Below are 22,284 nucleotides of genomic sequence, written 5' to 3'. Positions count from 1 at the left end.
CTATATAATGGCTCTAATTGGAAGTTTTCCATGTACGAGCCATAGTATTTGATTTACCGTACTTTTACCTTTATGGCGTATACTAAGCTATCTTTTTACATGTGGCGGTGAACTCAAATGAACCTTCTTCTTGCTGAAGACGATAACAAACTGGGGAAATTAATGAAGTATGTATTAGAGAAAAAAGGGAATTATCACGTGGACTGGGTGGATAATGGGGAAGACGCTTTTCAATATGCCCGCGCTGCAGTCTATGATGTATGTATCATTGATTGGATGATGCCGGGAGTTGATGGGATCGAGGTGTGCAAGAGGCTCAGAGCATTGAACTATTCTCAGGCCATCCTCCTCCTTACGGCTAAAGATTCTTTGCAAGATAAAATTGTCGGCTTGGATGCAGGGGCCGATGATTATCTGACAAAGCCTTTTGAAATGGAGGAGCTGCTTGCTCGCCTGCGGTCGCTGACACGGCGTAATTATGCGCCTCTTCAACAAGATATCACTACTTTTGGAGAGTTCACGCTCAACCGCAGCTCCCGCCAATTATTTAGATGTTCAGAGGAAATTCTTCTTTCCCAACGGGAGTACCAGCTGCTTGATTTACTTGTGCAGAATGAAGGTAATGCGCTCACGAGAGAGGTTATATTGGACCGCATCTGGGGGATCGGAAGCGATGTGTCCTACAAGAACGTGGACGTTACGATCAAGATGCTTCGGAATAAATTGGAGGCTGAGAGCGGTGGGAAACCGTGGATCCAAAGTGTTCGGGGGGGGTTGGCTATCGATTTGATACGTGATTGGATACGCAATAAAGCCAAGAAGAAAGATGTGTTTATTCAAACACAAAAGAAATTAACCATGACCTATGCAGGGCTGATCATTCTTTTTTTAGTGCTATTCGCTGTTGTTGCGATTAGCCTTATGCTCGGAGTGGAGTACAAGGAGCAGCGCCAAAGCCTGCAATCGGCCATGTATGCTTCCGAGGGTGGCAGACCCGAGATACCCGATCTTGCGAATTCAAGCGATCAGGAGCTGTTCTTCTATTACATCCTGGATGGTTCTGATCATGTTATTGCGGGCAGTGAGGCTGTACCGATGGGCAGAAGTCTGAATATGGCTCAAATCGCCGGTTGGCATCCAAATGCTGACGAATATCGACTGGCTTATATTCGGCCGGGCCATACTCATGAGCCATTTCATGATCATGAACGAGAACAGGGTTTCAAGAAACTGAAAAGGGATGATAGGCTTCTTTTAATGGGGCCCGTCCTCTCAAAACTTTGAATGGAAATACTGAAACGATTTACGCTGCAAAAAGATCTCTCTTTTCTTCTGGAGCTGTTTAAAGATCTAATCGGGGTTTTTCTGGTGATTTTCATTCTATTTCTTGCCGTTGCGATCTGGCTCAGCTATTCCATGTCCAAGAAAGCGATGATTCCTATTCAGACAGTCTACCATCAGCAGCAGCAGTTTTTAGCGGACGCCTCTCATGAGCTCAGGACACCGCTTACGATTATGAATACGTCATTCGATGTGATCGAGCTGGAGCACGGAGAAGACTTTACTCCTTATACCAAAGAAGTGCTAGCCGATATGAAAGATGAGGTCGGCCGGATGAGCCGCTTGGTACAGCACCTGCTGCTCTTGGCACGTTCCGATTCTGGATCTGTACAATTTGAAACGGTCTCCTTTGATTTAGTACCGAAGCTGCGTCTCTGGGTACAGGCCTTTGAGTCTTTGGCTAGACAGAAGTGCATTTCGATCCGTGCCGAGTTCCCTGAGGAGCTTATCGTTATGGGAGACCTCGAGCGTATCAAACAGGTCGTCTATATCCTTTTGGACAATGCGATGAAATATACGCCGGAGGAAGGCGTCGTTGATGTCATGCTGGAGGCTGCATCCAAGAGATGGGTGCTTTCCATCAAGGATACGGGGATCGGCATTCCTGAGGAGGATAGATCACGGATCTTCGACCGGTTTTACCGTGCTGAGAAGCATCGCTCCAGAGAGGAAGGAAGCGCAGGACTGGGCTTATCCATTGCCAAGTGGATTGTTGAGGCTCACAAAGGGTCCATTGAGGTAGTAAGCAGCGTCGGTCATGGAAGCACTTTTATAGTAAAAATTCCACATAAATAGCTAGCTGTGCCCGGGTCTCCTCACATGAGGATGAAAGGGCACTATTTTTTTGTGTTTACCGTACTTTTACCTTTCATCGTTATAGTGGGAAATGTGAAGAAGAACGAAACCAGGAAAGGATGAGGAAAGCATGAGACTCGGTAAACAATGGCTCAAACGATTGTTCATTCTCGCTCTTATTTTCGCGGTGATTGGAGTCGGAGTAGCGTGGGCTGCCGGATGGGACAAGTCCCATTATGAGCAAGCTTTTCATCAAGTGAAGCAAAACGCAGTTCCGTATATGCCTTGGGGACATGGGAAGTCCCAGATGACAATGAATGATCATTATGATAGGGGCAGCATGCATGGAGGTTTTGACAGACATCACGACCTGGGCGAAGGCTTGGCGGCCCTAATGGGTATCATGCTAGGCGCGGCAGCGCTATATTGGGTGCTGAAAAGAAGAAGAAAATTGGTTGGAATGTTCACAGCGAATGCAGGATCTGCAGCACCTGCAGTTATTCCGTCTACATCTGATTTTCTGGATCAATGGGAACAAAATCAAATGAAAATAAAGGAGATGAACTAACATGGGAATCTTAAGCCGAATCAAGAATGTCATTCTGGCGGAAACCAACGAAATGTTGGATAAATACGAGCAGTCGGTCCATATGGTGAATCATTATCTTCGCGAATTTGAACAAGAGCTGGCCAAAGGGCAAAAAGCGCTGGCTAACCAATTATTTATTGAAAAAAGACAAGTCGCTATGATCGCTGAGGTCGAAGCGGTTATTGAAAAAAGAGATCGCCAAGCCAAGCTGGCAGTGGATCAAGGTGAAGATCACATTGCTAGGCTGGCTTTACAGGAAAAGCTTATGCAGGAGAAAAAGCTGGCCGCTTACACGCAGCAATATGAAGCAATCAAGGAGCAAACCCGAACATTGGAAGAACGGATCGGACAGCTCCTCGTACAATCGGAAGAATTCAACCATCGCCGGCTGCTTCTGGCTTCCCGGATTAATATCGCAAGCTCCATGAAACAAATGAGCCAAGCAGCGGTCTCCTTTCAAACGGAGAATGTCAGCAAAGGCTTTGCACGCGCGGAAGAGCAGGTGCTGAGGATGGAAGCAGATATTGAGGCCATGGCTCATTTTTCTTCCCCTGTCAAGCGATCGGCGCCTCAATATGTGGATCCCAATCTGAAGGATGAGATTGAGCTTGCACTGGATGAATTGAAGCAACATAGGCAGTAGCGGCGCATCACATACGAGATGAGTTCACGGAAGAGGTAACTGTTAGATGTGTCTCATACCTCTCTAGGCCATCCTCACTCCAGTCCAGGCTGGAGTTTTTTTATTTTTACCGTACTTTTACTATTCATCATTATTATGAAAGGAATATTTCAAATAAGCGAGGAAATGTTACTTACTATAAGGGGGAAACGATTAGGATGAGTTCACAGGAAGCAAGGATCGCGAAGGAGTCGTGGATCCCCAAGAAGGAACGAAAATGGGTAATCGGTGCCAGCCTGGTAGCCGTGTTACTGATAGTATGGAAGGTCATGGATCTGCTAAAAGTGCCATCAGCTACCCTACATAGCAGGCAATTCGAACACACGTTTAAAGACTTCGGCTCCAATGCGAGAATCCTGCTATTTATCGTACTGGCTTATTATGTATTCCTGCTTGTGATCAAGCTGCGTGCGTGGGACGGTAAGAATCAAGTTAAGAAAATGCTGGCAGCCCTGCTTCGTATTGCCCGCAAATGGCACACGCCTGCAGCGATTATTGCGATTGCTTTCATCATTCTGCATACAGTGGCCGTTTTTATGTACGGCTTTAAATTCGATTTTAACAATATAAGCGGTCTGTTAGCTTTGCTGGTTCTTCTGCCAGTACCTGTGTCGGGCTTATTCCGTTACCGGAAGCTGGATCGAAAGTGGCATTTGCGTTCCGGCATCGCCTTCGCCGTTCTTTTCCTGATTCATGCTTTTTTTATAAAAACCGTTGAGCCTCATCATCGCCTTCACCTAACAGTCAAAAAGCCAATCAGCACTATCCGCGCGGATAGTCTTGATTGGCTTTTATTGGGTTTATCTATGCTTCTGTACTATGCTCCAAGATTGGAGGTTCTTCTTCTTTTCAGCAGCTTTTCAAGATAATAAGTGATAATAACAAATACGGCGATCATACCAAAGTAAGTGGAGAGCACACTCCATGCGCTAACGCTTGGACCGCTTCCTCGTCCTCTTTACATGCCGGCCATTCAGCAAAGCGTCACGATTATGAATGAATTCTACTTGATTGCCCTCGTTCTCTTCATCGTAGTTGGTTGGGTAATCGCCACCCGGTTTGCTTCCTATTTTTCCAAGCCGATCGTGACCTTGCAGCAAATGACGCACAGGATAATTCAATTCGATTTTAGTGAGCGATGGAAGGGAACGAGGAAGGATGAGCTAGGGAACCTCGGGGATAACATGAACCGGCTCATGGTGATTATCGGTGAATTTATCGAAGAATTGAGAGGCAAGAACGAGCTGCTTGAGGATGAATTGGAACGTAAGAACAGCATGGAACGAATGCGAAAGCAGTTTGTTTCCAACGTCTCTCACGAATTAAAAACGCCGATTGCGCTCATTCAGGGCTATGCCGAAGGACTCCGGCAAAACGTTCACGAAGATACGGAGAGCCGAAACGAATACTGCGATGTCATTATTGATGAAGCGAAAAAAATGAATGAGCTGGTCAGGGAGCTTCTCCTTCTGTCCCAGCTGGAATCAGGGCACACAGTTCTTCAGCAAGAAGTTTTTGATATCCATGACAGCATTCAAACATCCGTATCACGATTTCAAAGCTTATATGCTAAGCGGAGAATACATTTTGAGCTGGAATTCGAGGAGAGCCCGTGCCTGGTTTTCGGTGACCGTTCCAAGATCAATCAAGTCTTGAACAATTATGTATCGAACGCTGTTTTCTTTTTGAACGATAAGAATAAAATTCGGATTAGAACAGGCATTGCAGGCAATACCTTACGGGTTTCCGTACACAATACCGGACCTCATATTCCGGAGGAAGAATTGGAGCCTATTTGGACGAGCTTTTACAAAGTGGACAAAGCGAGAACAAGAGGGGAAGGCGGGACGGGGCTTGGCTTATCAATTGTGAAGCAAATTATGAATCTTCATCAAATGCATTTTGGCGCCGCGAATGTAGAGGACGGTGTTGAATTTTGGTTCGAACTCCCTTTATACGATGAAAAGCGACCAGCAAACCTTTGAGTTTGCTGGTTTTATTTTACAGATACTTATATCATTAGCTTGTCGTAACTTGATTGCGTCCCTTATGTTTAGATCGATATAGCCGGTCATCCGCTTCTTGATACAATTCAGTGAATGATGTCTGGTTATCTTTTTTCGCGGTAACTCCGATGCTGACTGTACAACGCATAGTGACGCTGTTATGTCCTGTAAAAATGGCTTGTTCTACCCTTTGGCGAATGAGCTCGGCTAACCATAGAGCCTTACTCATGTCCATATTAGGAAGTGTTATGGCAAACTCCTCGCCGCCCATCCTACCCACTATTCCATATTGTTCGGCAGTTTCTTGAATAAGCGCGGCTACCTGAGTTAGAGCATAGTCCCCAGCTTGATGACCGTATTGATCGTTAATGGATTTAAAGTAATCGATATCGATCAGCATGAAGGATATCACGGTATACTCTTTCAACATGTTATTACTCGTTTCTAGCATGTACTGACGATTATAAACTTGAGTTAGCCCATCAACAGTAGCTTGTCGAAGCAGTTCGGATTCGTAGGCTACCCGCTCACTAATATCGGTACAGATCAGGACTGACCCTGCAAGCCGATTTCTCGACAGGATAGGAATGTAACTGACCGAATAATGGTAAGGTGGCGCATCAAACCGAGATTCATTCGCATCCTTAGATTCATAATATTCATAACGTTCGAGCAAGTCGGGTCTTTCCTCAAGAATGACGTTGATATGGTGTCCTAAGATTTTGTTAGAATGAAGATGGATACCTATTTTTCGAATAATTTGTACAGCGGAGGGGTTTAAGTCTAGGACGATACCTTCAGGATCCAGAACAACCACACCTTCACGCATATGCTCGATGACCAAATCTTTCACCATGGGGCGGACACGAAGCAGTTTGTAGTGAAATATGGCCAAACCTAAGAGCAATCCACCGGGAACGGCAGAGGCAGACACGCTTACTTCTATATCCATAATAGTAGTCAGGAATGTAAGAATGAAAGGGATTACGGTACTAGCCAGAATCAGTCCATATTGGATACGGTTATACCGAAATACACTTCTTAGACTTAAAATTAGTCTACCTATAACGAACAGGCCGATTGCTCGAGTGTATCCAATAAACAGTAAGCCCAAGCTTGTAGATTGTACATGGATTCTTGACAGCCCGCCGAATGGCTCTATAGATATGTAGCTTCGCATCAAATGATGGGTGGAATCGGTAAAAATAAGTAACAAATATATGGCGCAGGGAATGCTAAGCCAGAATAAATGCTTGCGGACCTTCTGCACATCGATCCCAGTCAGCTCCATGATCATTCCATAGACCGTTATAGGTGAGGCAAACAGAGGAATTTGTTCGAGATTACGCCACATTAATTTTATGGACATATCCGTGCTTGTAAGCTCTCCAATGCTGGCCAAGGCCAAAATAGCGTTTAAAAACATTGTGAAAATAAAATAATTGGCACCTGTAGTGTTACGAAAACGCATCGAATACAGCATTAAGATGATAAATATGAAAAAGCTGAACAGCGTTGAGAACGGAAAGCTTGTATGAAGCAGCATAGTCATTACCTCGTGGTCAAGGGTTTAGGTTACTTGCCATTTTAATGTGATGTAACATTTATTTTCAATGTAAAATTATAGAATGATGGGGCGGTTGGTTTCATGAATTACTTCTAAACTGGATGAACTCCCTAGATGAACTGAAAGCTATCTATAATTATTATGAATGAACTTGATTCCTTCAAAGTTAAAATTAAAAGATGTTGTTTTTTGTCGATGAGCATGGTATAGTTTGAATCCTGTTCCGTATTGAACAGATCGACAAGTGAATTTTTAGAAATTTCGTTATGTCTGAGCACGTTGAGTATCTTCATGCATGGATCGAAAAAAGAAATTTTAAAAAGTACTTGCAATTGAAATTTAGACATGGTATATTACTTCTCGCTGCTCCGGTAACGCGGCAGTGAATGAAAGAAATTGTTCTTTGAAAACTGAACAACGAGTGAAGAAAGCAAGTCGTGTAAACGACTTTAAACAAAGAGATTGCAAAATCTCGTCAGCTTTAAGATTGAGCTATTCAGCTTAACAATAGGTTTACCTTATTGGAGAGTTTGATCCTGGATCAAATCTGCAATGGGGCCTTTATTGGAGAGTTTGATCCTGGCTCAGGACGAACGCTGGCGGCGTGCCTAATACATGCAAGTCGAGCGGGCTTGTCCCTTCGGGGACAAGCTAGCGGCGGACGGGTGAGTAACACGTAGGCAACCTGCCTGTAAGATCGGGATAACTATCGGAAACGATAGCTAAGACCGGATAGCTGGTTTCTCTGCATGGAGAGATCATGAAACACGGTGCAAGCTGTGGCTTACAGATGGGCCTGCGGCGCATTAGCTAGTTGGTGAGGTAACGGCTCACCAAGGCGACGATGCGTAGCCGACCTGAGAGGGTGAACGGCCACACTGGGACTGAGACACGGCCCAGACTCCTACGGGAGGCAGCAGTAGGGAATCTTCCGCAATGGACGAAAGTCTGACGGAGCAACGCCGCGTGAGTGATGAAGGTTTTCGGATCGTAAAGCTCTGTTGCCCTAGACGAACAGCAGGGGGAGTAACTGCCCTTTGTGTGACGGTATAGGAGAAGAAAGCCCCGGCTAACTACGTGCCAGCAGCCGCGGTAATACGTAGGGGGCAAGCGTTGTCCGGAATTATTGGGCGTAAAGCGCGCGCAGGCGGCTATTTAAGTTTGGTGTTTAAGCCCGGGGCTCAACCCCGGTTCGCATCGAAAACTGGATGGCTTGAGTGTAGGAGAGGAAAGTGGAATTCCACGTGTAGCGGTGAAATGCGTAGAGATGTGGAGGAACACCAGTGGCGAAGGCGACTTTCTGGCCTATAACTGACGCTGAGGCGCGAAAGCGTGGGGAGCAAACAGGATTAGATACCCTGGTAGTCCACGCCGTAAACGATGCATGCTAGGTGTCGGGGATTCGATTCCTCGGTGCCGAAGTAAACACAGTAAGCATGCCGCCTGGGGAGTACGCTCGCAAGAGTGAAACTCAAAGGAATTGACGGGGACCCGCACAAGCAGTGGAGTATGTGGTTTAATTCGAAGCAACGCGAAGAACCTTACCAGGTCTTGACATCTGGGTGAAAGCACTGGAGACAGTGCCCTCTTTCGGGACACCCAAGACAGGTGGTGCATGGTTGTCGTCAGCTCGTGTCGTGAGATGTTGGGTTAAGTCCCGCAACGAGCGCAACCCTTGATCTTAGTTGCCAGCATTTCGGGTGGGCACTCTAAGATGACTGCCGGTGACAAACCGGAGGAAGGTGGGGATGACGTCAAATCATCATGCCCCTTATGACCTGGGCTACACACGTACTACAATGGTCGTTACAACGGGAAGCGAAGGAGCGATCTGGAGCCAATCCTAAAAAGGCGATCTCAGTTCGGATTGCAGGCTGCAACTCGCCTGCATGAAGTCGGAATTGCTAGTAATCGCGGATCAGCATGCCGCGGTGAATACGTTCCCGGGTCTTGTACACACCGCCCGTCACACCACGAGAGTTTACAACACCCGAAGTCGGTGAGGTAACCGCAAGGAGCCAGCCGCCGAAGGTGGGGTAGATGATTGGGGTGAAGTCGTAACAAGGTAGCCGTATCGGAAGGTGCGGCTGGATCACCTCCTTTCTATGGAGACTCGGTTCTGCAACGAACCAGTCAAGTGCGTAAAGCACAAACAGCTTCTTCACTCGTGTTCAGTTTTGAAAGGTCAATCCTTTCAACTTGGTTGACAACTGACAGCGCTTCGCGCATGTAACGGTTGCAACTAGGATGATAACCAACAATGCTTCGCAATTGTAATGGTTACATCGTTTGTTCCTTGAAAACTAGATAACGAAAACGAAACGTAAAGCGTGAAACTTAGAATTCCTAATCACCATTTGTGCAAACAAGTGATGAAGTGAAATTTTAGCAAAACTGATTCTTACGTAGCAATTATTGCTGCGCAATAATCTAAGGTTAAGCTAGAAAGAGCACACGGAGGATGCCTAGGCGCTAGGAGCCGAAGAAGGACGTGGCGAACGACGAAATGCCTCGGGGAGCCGTAAGCAGGCTTTGATCCGGGGATGTCCGAATGGGGGAACCCAGCTGTGGTAATGCGCAGTTACTATGCAGTGAATACATAGCTGCATGAGAGGCATACCCAGGGAACTGAAACATCTAAGTACCTGGAGGAAAAGAAAACAAAATGTGATTCCGTCAGTAGCGGCGAGCGAAAGCGGATTAGCCCAAACCAAGGAGCTTGCTCCTTGGGGTTGTAGGACCTCGATGTGGCAAAAGTTTGTTAGGCGAAGTGATCTGGAAAGGTCTGGCAAAGAGGGTAAAAGCCCCGTAGCCAAAAACAAACGTATGCCTAGAGGGATCCTGAGTACGGCGGGATACGTGAAACCCCGTCGGAATCCGGCAGGACCATCTGCCAAGGCTAAATACTACCTAGCGACCGATAGTGAAGCAGTACCGTGAGGGAAAGGTGAAAAGCACCGCGAAAGCGGAGTGAAAAAGAACCTGAAACCGTGTGCTTACAAGAAGTCAGAGCCCTATGATGCAAACTCGTTTGCATCACGGGTGATGGCGTGCCTTTTGTAGAATGAACCGGCGAGTTACGTTCCCGTGCGAGGTTAAGCTGAAGAAGCGGAGCCGTAGCGAAAGCGAGTCTGAATAGGGCGCTTTAGTACGTGGACGTAGACCCGAAACCGTGTGATCTACCCCTGTCCAGGGTGAAGGTGAGGTAACACTCACTGGAGGCCCGAACCCACGAATGTTGAAAAATTCGGGGATGAGGTGGGGGTAGCGGAGAAATTCCAATCGAACTCGGAGATAGCTGGTTCTCCCCGAAATAGCTTTAGGGCTAGCCTCGGAATCAAGAGTTGTGGAGGTAAAGCACTGATTGGGTGCGGGGCCCGCCAAGGGTTACCAAGTCCAGTCAAACTCTGAATGCCATAAACTCATATCCGGGAGTCAGACAGTGAGTGCTAAGATCCATTGTCAAAAGGGAAACAGCCCAGACCATCAGCTAAGGTCCCCAAGTGTGTGTTAAGTGGGAAAGGATGTGGAGTTGCACAGACAACCAGGATGTTGGCTTAGAAGCAGCCACCATTGAAAGAGTGCGTAATAGCTCACTGGTCGAGTGACTCTGCGCCGAAAATGTAACGGGGCTAAACACGCCACCGAAGCTATGGCATGTACGTAAGTACTTGGGTAGGGGAGCGTTGTATGTACGTTGAAGTCTGACCGTAAGGACAGGTGGAGCGCATACAAGTGAGAATGCCGGTATAAGTAACGAAAAGATCAGTGAGAATCTGATCCGCCGAAAGCCTAAGGGTTCCTGAGGAAGGTTCGTCCGCTCAGGGTCAGTCGGGACCTAAGGCGAGGCCGAAAGGCGTAGTCGATGGACAACAGGTTGATATTCCTGTACCACCGTAGCCGTTATGAGCGATGGAGTGACGCAGAAGGATAGTGACGCGAGCTGATGGATGCTCGTCCAAGCAGTGAGGCTGGTGTGTAGGCAAATCCGCACACCGTAAGGCTGGGCTGTGATGGGGAGGGAAACTTAAAGTACCGAAGGTCATGATTTCACACTGCCAAGAAAAGCTTCTAGCCAGGTGAAGGTGCCCGTACCGCAAACCGACACAGGTGGGCGAGAAGAGAATTCTAAGGCGCGCGGAAGAACTCTCGTTAAGGAACTCGGCAAAATGACCCCGTAACTTCGGGAGAAGGGGTGCCTCGGTAGGGTGAATAGCCCGAGGGGGCCGCAGTGAAAAGGCCCAAGCGACTGTTTAGCAAAAACACAGGTCTGTGCGAAGCCGCAAGGCGAAGTATACGGGCTGACGCCTGCCCGGTGCTGGAAGGTTAAGGGGAGCGGTTAGGGAGTAATCCCGAAGCTGTGAACCGAAGCCCCAGTAAACGGCGGCCGTAACTATAACGGTCCTAAGGTAGCGAAATTCCTTGTCAGGTAAATTCTGACCCGCACGAATGGCGTAACGACTTGGGCGCTGTCTCAACGAGAGATCCGGTGAAATTTTAATACCTGTGAAGATGCAGGTTACCCGCGACAAGACGGAAAGACCCCATGGAGCTTTACTGCAGCTTGATATTGGACTTTGGTACGATCTGTACAGGATAGGTGGGAGCCGTTGAAGCCTGAGCGCCAGCTTGGGTGGAGGCGCCGTTGGGATACCACCCTGATCGTATCGGAGTTCTAACCTGGTACCGTGATCCGGTATGGGGACAGTGTCAGGTGGGCAGTTTGACTGGGGCGGTCGCCTCCTAAAAAGTAACGGAGGCGTCTAAAGGTTCCCTCAGAATGGTTGGAAATCATTCGAAGAGTGCAAAGGCATAAGGGAGCTTGACTGCGAGACAAACAGGTCGAGCAGGGACGAAAGTCGGGCTTAGTGATCCGGTGGTACCGAATGGAAGGGCCATCGCTCAACGGATAAAAGCTACCCTGGGGATAACAGGCTTATCTCCCCCAAGAGTCCACATCGACGGGGAGGTTTGGCACCTCGATGTCGGCTCATCGCATCCTGGGGCTGAAGTAGGTCCCAAGGGTTGGGCTGTTCGCCCATTAAAGCGGTACGCGAGCTGGGTTCAGAACGTCGTGAGACAGTTCGGTCCCTATCTGTCGCGGGCGTAGGAAATTTGAGAGGAGCTGTCCTTAGTACGAGAGGACCGGGATGGACGTACCGCTGGTGTACCAGTTGTCTCGCCAGAGGCATAGCTGGGTAGCTATGTACGGAAGGGATAAGCGCTGAAAGCATCTAAGCGTGAAGCCCACCTCAAGATGAGATTTCCCAATTCGTAAGACCCCTTGTAGACGACGAGGTTGATAGGTTCGAGGTGGAAGTGCAGCAATGTATGGAGCTGACGAATACTAATCGGTCGAGGGCTTAACCTAATCCCATCCAAGTGATGAAGAGCTCCGTAGCGAACTCAAGTACTTGAATGGGGCCCCAAAGAATGAAGATCACAAGGTCAACACCTGAAGGGCAAACAACTCACACTTTACGTAAGTTTCGTATCTAGTTTTCAGGGTGCAAGCCACCTTGAGTTAAGAGCATAAGATGTTTCCTGGCAGAAGCATCGTAAGTATAAGCTCGCCACAGTTTTGCTAACGCAAAACAATCGTTTGGTGATGATGGCGGAGGGGATCCACGCGTTCCCATCTCGAACACGACCGTTAAGCCCTCCAGCGTCAATGGTACTTGAACCGAAGGGTTCTGGGAGAGTAGAACGTTGCCAAGCGATGCCCACGAAGTGGGCTTTTTTCATCCAAGGGCCCTTAGCTCAGCTGGTTAGAGCGCACCCCTGATAAGGGTGAGGTCGGTGGTTCGAGTCCACTAGGGCCCATTCTATTCCCTGATAGCTCAGTTGGTAGAGCACTCGACTGTTAATCGAGTTGTCACAGGTTCGAGTCCTGTTCGGGGAGCCACATTAAGGCCCGTTGGTCAAGGGGTTAAGACACCTCCCTTTCACGGAGGTAACAGGGGTTCGAATCCCCTACGGGTCATAAGTCCCCACAAAGTGGAACGAAGCTTTGAAGCTTATTCCAAATACTTTGCGGTGAGCCCTAACAGCATTACTTCATGGAGGCTTAGCTCAGCTGGGAGAGCATCTGCCTTACAAGCAGAGGGTCGGCGGTTCGATCCCGTCAGCCTCCACCATAACTTTCCTATCTAGTAGTAGGAAGCGAATGTAATAGATAACGACGCGGGGTGGAGCAGCCCGGTAGCTCGTCGGGCTCATAACCCGAAGGCCGCAGGTTCAAATCCTGCCCCCGCAACCAACCTCCAAGTGCGAGGTAACCTAGTGTGGAGCCGTGGTGTAGAGGCCTAACATGCCTGCCTGTCACGCAGGAGACCGCGGGTTCGAATCCCGTCGGCTCCGCCATTTATTTTGATATAGTAAGGCTCGGTAGCTCAGTCGGTAGAGCAGAGGACTGAAAATCCTCGTGTCGGCGGTTCGATTCCGTCCCGAGCCACCATTTTTTAAATTATTTGCCGTTGTAGCTCAACTGGTAGAGCAACTGACTTGTAATCAGTAGGTTGGGGGTTCAAGTCCTCTCGACGGCACCAGAGAACCTTCTTTTATCCTTAAGCGAAGATTATAGGGGCATAGTTTAAAGGTAGAACAAAGGTCTCCAAAACCTTTGGTGTGGGTTCGATTCCTGCTGCCCCTGCCAAACTTTTACGATGGCGGTCGTGGCGAAGGGGTTAACGCACTGGTCTGTGGCTCCAGCATTCGTGGGTTCAAGTCCCATCGATCGCCCCATTTTTCATCATTAGAGCCATTAGCTCAGTTGGTAGAGCACCTGACTTTTAATCAGGGTGTCGTAGGTTCGAGTCCTACATGGCTCACCACTTTACACCAGAAGGTGAAGTGGAAGTTTCAAAGGTAACCCTGGTTACATTTTCGGGGCCCATTATGAATCATGCGCGTATGGCGGAATTGGCAGACGCACTAGACTTAGGATCTAGCGGGCGACCGTGGGGGTTCAAGTCCCTCTACGCGCATCTTGCTTTCAAAAGGGAGTTTATCTCGTTGGAAGCATCCTTGCGGAAGTGGCTCAGGGGTAGAGCATCGCCTTGCCAAGGCGAGGGTCGCGGGTTCGAATCCCGTCTTCCGCTCCAATATTTGCGGCGCCATAGCCAAGTGGTAAGGCAGAGCTCTGCAAAAGCTTTACCCCCAGTTCGAGTCTGGGTGGCGCCTCCAAGATAAGCCGGAGTGGCGGAATCGGCAGACGCACAGGACTTAAAATCCTGCGGTAGGTGACTACCGTACCAGTTCAAGTCTGGTCTTCGGCACCATTTACGTACATGCAAGATCTAATCAATTTACCCTTGTGCCCTTAGCTCAGCCGGATAGAGCGTTTGACTACGAATCAAAAGGTCGGGAGTTCGAATCTCTCAGGGCACGCCATCTTCAAGCATGCCGGCGTGGCGGAATGGCAGACGCGCTCGACTCAAAATCGAGTGGGAAACCGTGGAGGTTCGAGTCCTCTCGCCGGTATATATTATCGGGACGTAGCTCAGCTTGGTAGAGCACCTGCTTTGGGAGCAGGGGGTCGCATGTTCAAATCGTGTCGTCCCGATCGTTAAAAATGAAGAAGCATAATTCGACAGTGATAATAAACTGTACGAATTATGCTTTTTTTGTATAGGCACTGCAATGATTGATTTGCTTGATTTGTGACGGTGCGCTTCTTCAAGAGCATGCAGGGCAGTTGCTTTTCAACTACTCGTAGGGGGACTAGTGACGGAAAGAGACTTATCGCGGCGCGTATGGCTCTGGTTAGTTTCAAATGAGAGAGGCTGCTACTAATGGAGCCGCTGCCGCAGTGAAACCATTTAACCGCAGGCAATGGCTTTCTCATTCAGATGCTCGCTCGTAGGTGATTGGTAGTAAGGAATTAACCGAAGACTAATGCTTGGCGATCAACGGCTCCAGGAACTTTTTCCAGCCATTCTTGATTGATCATGAATTTCGTGAGTTTCTCCGAGAAGGTCCCTGCTTTGCCGATAAGTGCCGTATAACTGCTTAGTAGATCATGCTTCATGACAGATCCAAGAGAGTATCCGTATTGTGTCAAGATGGAACCATATACACCGGCGATATGACTAACCATAATTCGGTCGGAAAACAGCTTTTGTTTCGTGTCGGTGATTTCTCCGATATAGGTAGGCGGTGAAGGTAACGAGTCCTTATCGAGCAGCTGGGCAAGCTCCCTGAACTGTTGTTTGGCTGAAGAGCTGCCTTCTAGTAAAAGTTCCTTTACCGCCTGGGTTTCAGCGATTTGCGCGAATCCCATGCTCAATGTCTCAGTGAAGCTGAGAATTCGTAGAGAGGCATACAAATTGGCTATTTCCATGCTGTTCAAGGGACGAGTATCACCCAGCCATCCGTTGAGATAGCTTGGCTTTTGCATCTTTTCTTGTGCTGCCGGTATTGGAAGGGTTGGTGGGCGCCAATACATCCCTTTGGACAAAAGAAGGTCCATCACCCGCTGTGAAAGCTGTACAGAAGCGTTCATACATTCCTCGAAATAACTGCGTACATCAGACCGGGCACCGGAAGCTAGTGCTTTCGAATGAAATTCAAGGCCAAGTAAAGCTCCAACTTGAAGATAATGAAGCAGGAATTGATCGCTATACAAAGCGGGAGCCGCTTTATTACTGTCAGAGGTAGCGAAGCCAGTAGGGATCGGAAATCCGTTACTGGAAAGAAGTTCTTTTCGTTTACACACAATTTCATGATTGATCTGTAAGGTATAGATATATAATTCCTTAATGTCTGGATCGGATGCATGATGATGGAACACATCCAAAAACCACGTCGACATTTCGTTGATGGTATAGCCAGTCCATAGATAGCCAATTTCAGAGGCGGTTAAAGCAGTGAATTGTGGACTGCTCATTAGGTTGTCACTCCTTGTTTTAACTTGATATAAGGTCTGAGCATATAGCTTGCGATTCGCAAAGGATTGATCGCTTTGCTTTGAAACAGCTTTTCGCCGATATAGCTTTGTAACCAGCTTACGACCCAGTCGAGGTCGTTATTGTCCAGTTGTTCCATTGCTCTTCTCAGCACGAGGGAATTTTCATAACTTTGTCGCAGGGGCTTTGTCAGTTCTTCATAGCGGCCTAACCCGCATAAATCATAAGCAGCATATATCCCTGTCAGTAAGGCAACATATTGACCAAAACCCATAAATGGCATCATGCTCCCAAAGCAATTTCCGGTGTAAAAAGTATTAGCCAACCTGGCACTGCGGCAAATCCTCAACAGGATAGTTTGAAATCTGAAACTCATCGGTAACATGGAGATCTTGGTTGAGTGTTGCCATAACTTTTTTATAAAATCGCAACCAGAGATCTTCGATAGATAGATGCGCGGACTCGGCGCGGTCGGGAATAGCGATGACAAGATTGGCTTCTTTTCCGAGTATGGAATCACATACCCATAGCCGTAAGGCGCAATCTCATAATCCATCCAGGCCATGACCGTATAGCGGTCGAAGGACCCTTCCACTGTAGCTCCTTTCATGCTAACCGATAAATCCTCCCGAAAATTCCGCGTTTGTTTGGCATATTCGCCATCTCCTGTAGCCATAACGACATGTGTAAAATCTTTGAGCAGCTGCTCGTAGGTTTTATCGGAGTTAAATGAAATGGGGGCTTTCACTTGCCGGCTAAGCTGGAATTCATAGGAATCCTCCTCTCTTCCCCGAACATTGGTAAATCCAAGCTGTCCTTCGATTACAGCCCGTTCATGCTGGGAGAATAGAGTAAGACTTTGGATACTGGACGTAGGATGAAGAAAGATACCATGCTTTTCCGATAAGGAAGCGATACCATCATGAACAGGCCTGGTAAAAATGTTAAGCAGGATTTCTCCATTCACAAAACGATCGCCGATCTTGCTGCGTTTCTCGAATATGCTTGGCGTAATGCCGTGCTTCTCTAGTGTGATTGCGCAGGCTAGCCCGGATAGTCCAGCTCCCATGATGGCAATGTTCAAACCAGGCACCTCCTTATTCTAGATTTACATATTTATCATTTTTTCCCAATGAGGTCTGTAGCATGTGTACGGCTGAAAAATTTGCATGAACTTATGGTAAAATACGGATGAGAGGGGAGTGATACCATGTTTTCTAAAGAAGAACGGGATGCGGTCTATAAGGCCATCTATACGAGAAGGGACATTCGTACGTTTTTGCCTGATCCGATTGCAGAGGAAATGGTCAACAATTTGCTGCTGGCCGCACATCATGCACCGTCGGTTGGTTTCATGCAGCCCTGGAGTTTTATACTTGTTACTTCAGAGGAAGTGAAGGCTCGACTAGCATGGGCAGCGGATAAGGAGCGAAGAGCGTTAGCTATTCACTATGAGGATAGCAGGCAGGACCAGTTCTTAAACCTTAAAATCGAAGGGATCCGGCAAGCGCCTCTCAGTATTTGCATCACTTGTGACCCGACCCGCGGCGGTTCCCATGTGCTGGGGAGGAACTCGATTCCGGAAACGGACATTTTATCCGTAGCCTGCGCGATTGAGAATATGTGGCTGGCTGCTTGTGCGGAGGGTTTAGCGTTAGGATGGGTAAGCTTTTACAAGAAAAATGACTTAAGAGATATATTGGGGATACCTCCCCACATCGAGCCGGTGGCTTTGCTATCGATAGGATATACGGACCACTATCCCGATAAACCGATTCTGGAAAGCAGTAATTGGGAGAAACGCAGGAGCTTGGATGATTTGATTTTCACGGATTCATGGGGAGCAAGGAGATCTCGTTCATGAGCGAAAAGCTGCTGATTATCAATGCAGATGATTTTGGAATGTGCCATGCGACCAATCAGGCCATCAGCACGTTACTTTTTGAAGGCGCTATCACTTCAACGAGCATCATGATGCCCTGCCCATGGGTTAGTGAGGCGGTAGCATTGGTGAGGCAAAATCCCCACTGGGATGTAGGTATCCATATCACCCATACGAGCGAGTGGAGCAATTATAAATGGGGACCGCTCAATAGGAAGCTGTCCACACTGATGAACGAGTGCGGTTATTTCCCAGCGAAGACGGAAGAAGTCGCAGCAGCCGCTGATCCGGAAGAGCTATACGCGGAGGCTGTTGCTCAGATAGAGATGGCGCTGCGACTGGGTATAGAGCCTACGAATATAGACAATCACATGGGAAGCATGAATCACGTACCCGAGCTGTTATTGAAGCTTTGTCAAACCTACAGGCTGCCGCTGCGGTATCCGAAGCAACCGCACCCCGCCATGCCGCGGTCTCATAATAAACAGCTCGTAGAGCAAGCTGAAGAGATGGGGATTTTGTTACCGGATGATGTGATGTTCCTTCCATTCTTCTCTACAGAGACAGGTGAAGAGCTGACGTATGAAGCAACCAAAGCGACGCTCCTACGATGTTTGCAGCAGTTGCGTGCGGGAATCACCGAGCTGCTTTTTCATCCGTCCTTGGATACGGAGGAGCTTCAAGCTATTACGGATACATGGAAACTACGGCGATTCGAATTTGATGTGTTCCGGGACCCGGAGATTGCCGATTGTATAGCCAATGAAGGGATAAATCTCATCACCTGGCGTGAGCTTCGAAATATGCAGCGCGTCTAGGGAGTCATGCTGCTAAACAAAACCAGCGGCCTATGCTGCCGTTTAGATTATTGATGAGGGTTCAAATCGTAATTGGAAAAACGTAATGACCAGCAGCCATCACTAAGGCTGCTGGTTTTTCTGTGCGCCTCACAGTCGCACAATCTAAGTGGTTCAAATCCACTCGGTAACTTTACCCTTTAAAGTGCCGTAGCCGAAGCAGAAGTCCTAACTCCAGTAGGAGAAGGATTGGCAGGGTGTCTCTCGCGAGGGGGAATCCGAAGGGCCTGCAGGCAAAGTCCAGCCCGGAATGCGGTGAACCAGAGGTGGCGGAGATGTTGGATGACCCGCCGGAAAAACGGGGAAATCTATGCCATAGGCATATCTTGCAGGAAAGCGCGAAAGGGATATGACCTGCAAGGCTCATCTACGTGATTAGGGTCAGGATGGATGGAACAGAATGTGCAGATAACTGAGGGAAGTCTCGTAGTTTCCTCTGCGCAAACGCGTGTGAGGTAGGCAAGGTATAACCCTAAGGGGAAAGCCAAATCGATGAACTGCGAGATGGCGGATCGTTCCGTAGTAGCGAATAAGTCTGAGCCGATGAAAGCTGGTAACAGTCTAGAGGGGAAAACTCGGATGAGTATGCGCGTGGGGAAAAAAATATTCTTAGTCGCATAACCTGCTTCCACTTCAAAAGAGGGAAGACAGAGGCAAAGGGAACGTGCTTCGTCAAAGACTGTGAGTTCAAGTGAGTGGAGATCGTAAGCGCCTTAAACCAGAGAGGGTATGACCAAGAGGGTGCGTCCCGCCGAGAGCGAGATAGCGCTTGGGGATAGAGGCAAACTGGCGACCTGAGTACACCTCAGGCAACAGGAGCGATTGAAAAAAAATTTTTTCTAACACGCGGTTGCATGAGGTAGAACGAGTAAGGAATCGATCATCTGTAGCGCGAACAAGATCAGCTTGGTGAGTAGCAGGTAAAGGTGGTGAAACACCAATGAAACCGAAACGACGATACTACTCCCTGATCGACAAAATATATCAAATGGACAATCTGAATGAAGCCTGGCTGGCAGTAAAGAAGAATCAAGGAAGTGGCGGAATTGATGGGGTAAGCATTGGTATGTTCGAGAAGAACATAGGCATCAACCTAAAGGAAATCCAAAGGCTACTGCAACAAGATCGGTACAAACCCGACCCTGTCAGGCGACATTTCATCGAGAAGGAAAACGGGAAGTTAAGACCGTTAGGCATTCCCACAATCCGAGATCGCGTATGCCAGCAGGCTGTACGTCAAATCATCGAGCCGATCTTTGAGCAAGACTTCTACTACTACAGCTTTGGCTTCCGACCTGGATACTCTGCGCATCAAGCAATAAACACGATTCGACGAGCAAAGCGCGGCGGATACGACTATGTGGTAGACCTCGACATTATATCCTTTTTCGATGAAATTCCGCATGAACTGCTGATGGAAAAGGTTCGTGAACGAATAACCGACGGTAAAGTGCTGACGCTCATTCGCGGATGGCTCACCGCAGGAGTCATGGAAGATGATCAGTTCCATGAAACGTTAGTCGGGTCCCCACAAGGCGGGGTCATCAGTCCATTACTTGCGAATCTATATCTGAATCATTTCGACTGGAGTATGAAGGAGAAGGGGTTTGCTGTGGTCAGATATGCAGATGATGCAGTTATTCTTTGCAAAACAAAGGAGCGAGCAGAAGAAGCATACCAAACGGCAAAAACCATCTTAGAAGGGGAACTTCAGCTGAGAATGCATCCAGAGAAAACGAAAGTGGTGCAATTCGATGAAGGATTCCGTTTTCTAGGATTTGACTTCTGGAAAGAATATCTCATCTTGCCGGACGCAAAAGTGAAGAAGTACAAAGAGAAAGTCCACAAGATCACCCGAAGGCAGCAAGGTAACAACCTTAACGAAATGATGAAGAAGCTAAATGAAGTGTCACGCGGGTTTGGTAACTATTTTGGGATTGGGAACGTAAAGAAAAAGTTTCAACGCCTAGACGAATGGACACGCATGAGAGTGCGAGCTTTTATGCGGAAAAAGAAGTCTACGGTTTCAAACCGGCTTATTCCAAACAAAGTATTGGAAGAAGCAGGGATGGTATTTCTAACAAACTTACTCACCACACGTTTCTAATTCAGCAGTGAAATTTGCAATCCGGTGACGGGTGAAGACGACTCACTCCTGAAGATGGGGAACTGACGAAGGAAAGCCGTGTGCGGGAAATCCGCATGCACGGTTTGATGAGGAGTCCGGGGGAGTAATCCCCCGTCTTACTCTACTTTTTTTGGGAATTGTCACAAATGTATTAGAAAATGTCATGAGAGGAGTAGGTGGCAATATGTGGGATTCCTTATAATCAAAGCAAGCAGCTTCATCATGCATGTTCAGTATGGTAAGCGCTTTACAAGTGTGGATTGGAGATGATGGCAGAAGAGAATGCAAGAGGTAAAGAATGGCGAATTTGCGCGAATTTGCTGAAAGGAGAGACTTTGAAACTTGTAAACGGATTGGGTCTATAGCAAGAAAAAGTAAAGCTTATCTCAAAAAATGGAGGCTTATTGAATGGCGAAGATACGCAGCAAGTCTATGAAACACTCGTTTCTTATTGGTTTTCTCGCATTCATTCTAATCGTAGCGGAGTGGATGGCAGTTCCCGTAACTTCACAGGCAGCAACCAATCTTGCCGCGGGCAAGTCGGTTACTTCCAGCGGCCACAATGATGTCTATGTAGAGAGCAATCTGACAGACAGTAATCAAGGAACCTATTGGGAGAGCGTCAACAGTGCTTTTCCACAATGGGCACGTGTTGATCTTGGAAGTATTAGCAGTGTGAATCAAGTGGTCTTGAAGCTTCCTGCCGGATGGGGGACCAGGACACAAGCAATATCCATTCTGGGAAGTACGGATGATTCGAACTACACCACAATTGCCAATTCTGCTGCATATACCTTTGATCCGGCTAGCGGCAATACGGTTACCATTGATTTCACGTCAGTAAGCGTACGCTATGTCAAAATCAATGTTACTTCTAACAACGGATGGCCCGCGGCTCAAATCTCTGAGCTAGAAGTGTACGGCAGCACATCGCCAACACCTACGCCTACGCCGTCACCTGAAGGGACCTATGAGGCTGAGAATGCTGCTTTGTCCGGTGGTGCTAAAGTAAATACGGATCATACCGGCTATACGGGAAGTGGTTTTGTTGACGGCATTCAAGCAGTAGGGGCTGCGGCGCAATTTACAGTCAATGCGGCCTCAGAGGGCAGTTACAATGTCACTCTTCGCTATGCAAATGCGATGGGATCCACGGAAACCGTTAGCATTTATGTGAACGGAGCAAAATTCAAGCAAACATCCCTGCCTAATTTGGCCAATTGGAACACGTGGTCTAACAAAACCGAGACGCTGACGTTACATGCGGGAGCCAATACGATCACGTACAAATACGACGCCGGCGACAATGGTAACGTTAATTATGACTATATCACGGTAGAAAGCGCGGGCTCTACACCAACGCCGACACCAACACCAACACCTCCTTCAGGGAATGACACGAATTTGGCGCTGAACAAACCGATCGAGGCTTCTTCTACGGTAAATACGTTTATTGCGAAGAATGCCAATGACGGCAGCACCTCCACCTACTGGGAAGGGCCGGCGGCAGCTATCCCAACACGTTGAATGT

Annotated in this window: 13 protein-coding genes, 18 tRNA genes and 3 rRNA genes; 31 read left to right on the top strand and 3 right to left on the bottom strand. The window is 47.9% G+C overall.

Annotation, left to right across the window (positions count from 1 at the left end):
- Positions 1–117: 117 nt before the first annotated feature.
- From L0M14_RS32260 to L0M14_RS23190, 6 genes are all read left to right on the top strand, one after another.
- The gene (locus tag L0M14_RS32260) at positions 118–1,284 is read left to right on the top strand and encodes a response regulator transcription factor (RefSeq protein WP_405030802.1); all 1,167 of its coding nucleotides are present in this window, start codon (positions 118–120) and stop codon (positions 1,282–1,284) included.
- An 84-nt stretch (positions 1,285–1,368) separates the two neighbouring features.
- Positions 1,369–2,136, top strand: coding sequence for a sensor histidine kinase (locus L0M14_RS23210; protein WP_235118884.1), 768 nt, complete (start codon positions 1,369–1,371; stop codon positions 2,134–2,136).
- Positions 2,137–2,266: 130 nt separating this feature from the next.
- Positions 2,267–2,704, top strand: a complete 438-nt coding sequence (locus L0M14_RS23205) for an apurinic/apyrimidinic endonuclease family protein (RefSeq protein ID WP_235118883.1) — start codon at positions 2,267–2,269, stop codon at positions 2,702–2,704.
- A gap of 1 nt (position 2,705) precedes the next feature.
- Positions 2,706–3,368, top strand: a complete 663-nt coding sequence (locus L0M14_RS23200) for a PspA/IM30 family protein (RefSeq protein ID WP_235118882.1) — start codon at positions 2,706–2,708, stop codon at positions 3,366–3,368.
- 197 nt (positions 3,369–3,565) lie between these two features.
- Positions 3,566–4,276 (top strand): hypothetical protein, encoded by a 711-nt coding sequence (locus tag L0M14_RS23195; RefSeq protein ID WP_235118881.1) that lies wholly within the window; start codon positions 3,566–3,568, stop codon positions 4,274–4,276.
- A 39-nt stretch (positions 4,277–4,315) separates the two neighbouring features.
- Complete coding sequence (locus tag L0M14_RS23190) at positions 4,316–5,392, top strand: sensor histidine kinase (protein WP_235118880.1); 1,077 nt, start codon at positions 4,316–4,318, stop codon at positions 5,390–5,392.
- Between the two features lie 34 nt (positions 5,393–5,426).
- Here L0M14_RS23190 and L0M14_RS23185 read toward each other — a convergent pair whose 3' ends face one another.
- Complete coding sequence (locus L0M14_RS23185) at positions 5,427–6,959, bottom strand: sensor domain-containing diguanylate cyclase (RefSeq protein WP_235118879.1); 1,533 nt, start codon at positions 6,957–6,959, stop codon at positions 5,427–5,429.
- 582 nt (positions 6,960–7,541) lie between these two features.
- Between L0M14_RS23185 and L0M14_RS23180 the strand changes: the two genes are divergently transcribed.
- The 21 genes from L0M14_RS23180 (at position 7,542) to L0M14_RS23080 (ending at position 14,544) form a co-directional block, all read left to right on the top strand.
- Positions 7,542–9,083, top strand: a 16S ribosomal RNA gene (locus L0M14_RS23180).
- Positions 9,084–9,414: 331 nt separating this feature from the next.
- Positions 9,415–12,351: ribosomal RNA gene (locus tag L0M14_RS23175) — 23S ribosomal RNA — on the top strand.
- 230 nt (positions 12,352–12,581) lie between these two features.
- Positions 12,582–12,698 (top strand): 5S ribosomal RNA (gene rrf, locus L0M14_RS23170).
- The 16S, 23S and 5S rRNA genes sit together here with 18 tRNA genes alongside, the layout of an rRNA operon.
- Positions 12,699–12,729: 31 nt before the next feature.
- Positions 12,730–12,803, top strand: a tRNA-Ile gene (locus L0M14_RS23165).
- A gap of 6 nt (positions 12,804–12,809) precedes the next feature.
- A tRNA-Asn gene (locus tag L0M14_RS23160) sits at positions 12,810–12,885 on the top strand.
- Positions 12,886–12,891: 6 nt separating this feature from the next.
- Positions 12,892–12,963: transfer RNA gene (locus L0M14_RS23155), tRNA-Glu, on the top strand.
- Between the two features lie 78 nt (positions 12,964–13,041).
- Positions 13,042–13,117, top strand: a tRNA-Val gene (locus tag L0M14_RS23150).
- A 45-nt stretch (positions 13,118–13,162) separates the two neighbouring features.
- Positions 13,163–13,239, top strand: a tRNA-Met gene (locus tag L0M14_RS23145).
- A gap of 27 nt (positions 13,240–13,266) precedes the next feature.
- Positions 13,267–13,343: transfer RNA gene (locus tag L0M14_RS23140), tRNA-Asp, on the top strand.
- A gap of 18 nt (positions 13,344–13,361) precedes the next feature.
- Positions 13,362–13,437, top strand: a tRNA-Phe gene (locus L0M14_RS23135).
- Between the two features lie 15 nt (positions 13,438–13,452).
- Positions 13,453–13,528 (top strand) — tRNA-Thr (locus L0M14_RS23130).
- Between the two features lie 33 nt (positions 13,529–13,561).
- Positions 13,562–13,635, top strand: a tRNA-Trp gene (locus L0M14_RS23125).
- Positions 13,636–13,648: 13 nt separating this feature from the next.
- Positions 13,649–13,724, top strand: a tRNA-His gene (locus tag L0M14_RS23120).
- A gap of 13 nt (positions 13,725–13,737) precedes the next feature.
- Positions 13,738–13,813: transfer RNA gene (locus tag L0M14_RS23115), tRNA-Lys, on the top strand.
- Positions 13,814–13,886: 73 nt separating this feature from the next.
- Positions 13,887–13,966 (top strand) — tRNA-Leu (locus L0M14_RS23110).
- Between the two features lie 42 nt (positions 13,967–14,008).
- A tRNA-Gly gene (locus L0M14_RS23105) sits at positions 14,009–14,083 on the top strand.
- An 8-nt stretch (positions 14,084–14,091) separates the two neighbouring features.
- A tRNA-Cys gene (locus tag L0M14_RS23100) sits at positions 14,092–14,165 on the top strand.
- A 6-nt stretch (positions 14,166–14,171) separates the two neighbouring features.
- Positions 14,172–14,260: transfer RNA gene (locus L0M14_RS23095), tRNA-Leu, on the top strand.
- A 35-nt stretch (positions 14,261–14,295) separates the two neighbouring features.
- Positions 14,296–14,372 (top strand) — tRNA-Arg (locus tag L0M14_RS23090).
- Positions 14,373–14,383: 11 nt separating this feature from the next.
- A tRNA-Leu gene (locus L0M14_RS23085) sits at positions 14,384–14,462 on the top strand.
- Between the two features lie 8 nt (positions 14,463–14,470).
- A tRNA-Pro gene (locus tag L0M14_RS23080) sits at positions 14,471–14,544 on the top strand.
- A 318-nt stretch (positions 14,545–14,862) separates the two neighbouring features.
- Here L0M14_RS23080 and L0M14_RS23075 read toward each other — a convergent pair.
- The gene (locus L0M14_RS23075) at positions 14,863–15,867 is read right to left on the bottom strand and encodes a DUF3231 family protein (RefSeq protein WP_235118878.1); all 1,005 of its coding nucleotides are present in this window, start codon (positions 15,865–15,867) and stop codon (positions 14,863–14,865) included.
- Entirely contained in the window at positions 15,867–16,970 is a 1,104-nt protein-coding gene (locus L0M14_RS23070; protein WP_235118877.1) for an NAD(P)-binding protein, read from the bottom strand. The genes L0M14_RS23075 and L0M14_RS23070 overlap by 1 nt, the downstream gene beginning before the upstream one ends.
- A 126-nt stretch (positions 16,971–17,096) precedes the next feature.
- Here L0M14_RS23070 and bluB point away from each other — a divergent pair, with 126 nt between their 5' ends.
- From bluB to L0M14_RS23050, 4 genes are all read left to right on the top strand, one after another.
- Positions 17,097–17,750: a 5,6-dimethylbenzimidazole synthase gene (gene bluB, locus L0M14_RS23065; RefSeq protein ID WP_235118876.1), complete on the top strand. Its 654-nt coding sequence runs from the start codon at positions 17,097–17,099 to the stop codon at positions 17,748–17,750.
- Positions 17,747–18,586, top strand: a complete 840-nt coding sequence (locus tag L0M14_RS23060; protein WP_235118875.1) for a polysaccharide deacetylase family protein — start codon at positions 17,747–17,749, stop codon at positions 18,584–18,586. The genes bluB and L0M14_RS23060 overlap by 4 nt, the downstream gene beginning before the upstream one ends.
- A gap of 979 nt (positions 18,587–19,565) precedes the next feature.
- Positions 19,566–20,732, top strand: coding sequence for a group II intron reverse transcriptase/maturase (gene ltrA, locus L0M14_RS23055; protein ID WP_235118299.1), 1,167 nt, complete (start codon positions 19,566–19,568; stop codon positions 20,730–20,732).
- Positions 20,733–21,161: 429 nt separating this feature from the next.
- Positions 21,162–22,280 (top strand): galactose-binding domain-containing protein, encoded by a 1,119-nt coding sequence (locus tag L0M14_RS23050; RefSeq protein WP_235118874.1) that lies wholly within the window; start codon positions 21,162–21,164, stop codon positions 22,278–22,280.
- Positions 22,281–22,284 lie beyond the last annotated feature (4 nt).

This window comes from Paenibacillus hexagrammi, from assembly GCF_021513275.1.
Taxonomy (GTDB): Bacteria; Bacillota; Bacilli; order Paenibacillales; family NBRC-103111; genus Paenibacillus_E; species Paenibacillus_E hexagrammi.
Note: the sequence above shows the minus strand (reverse complement) of the source record. Positions and strands in the feature narration are given on the sequence as shown.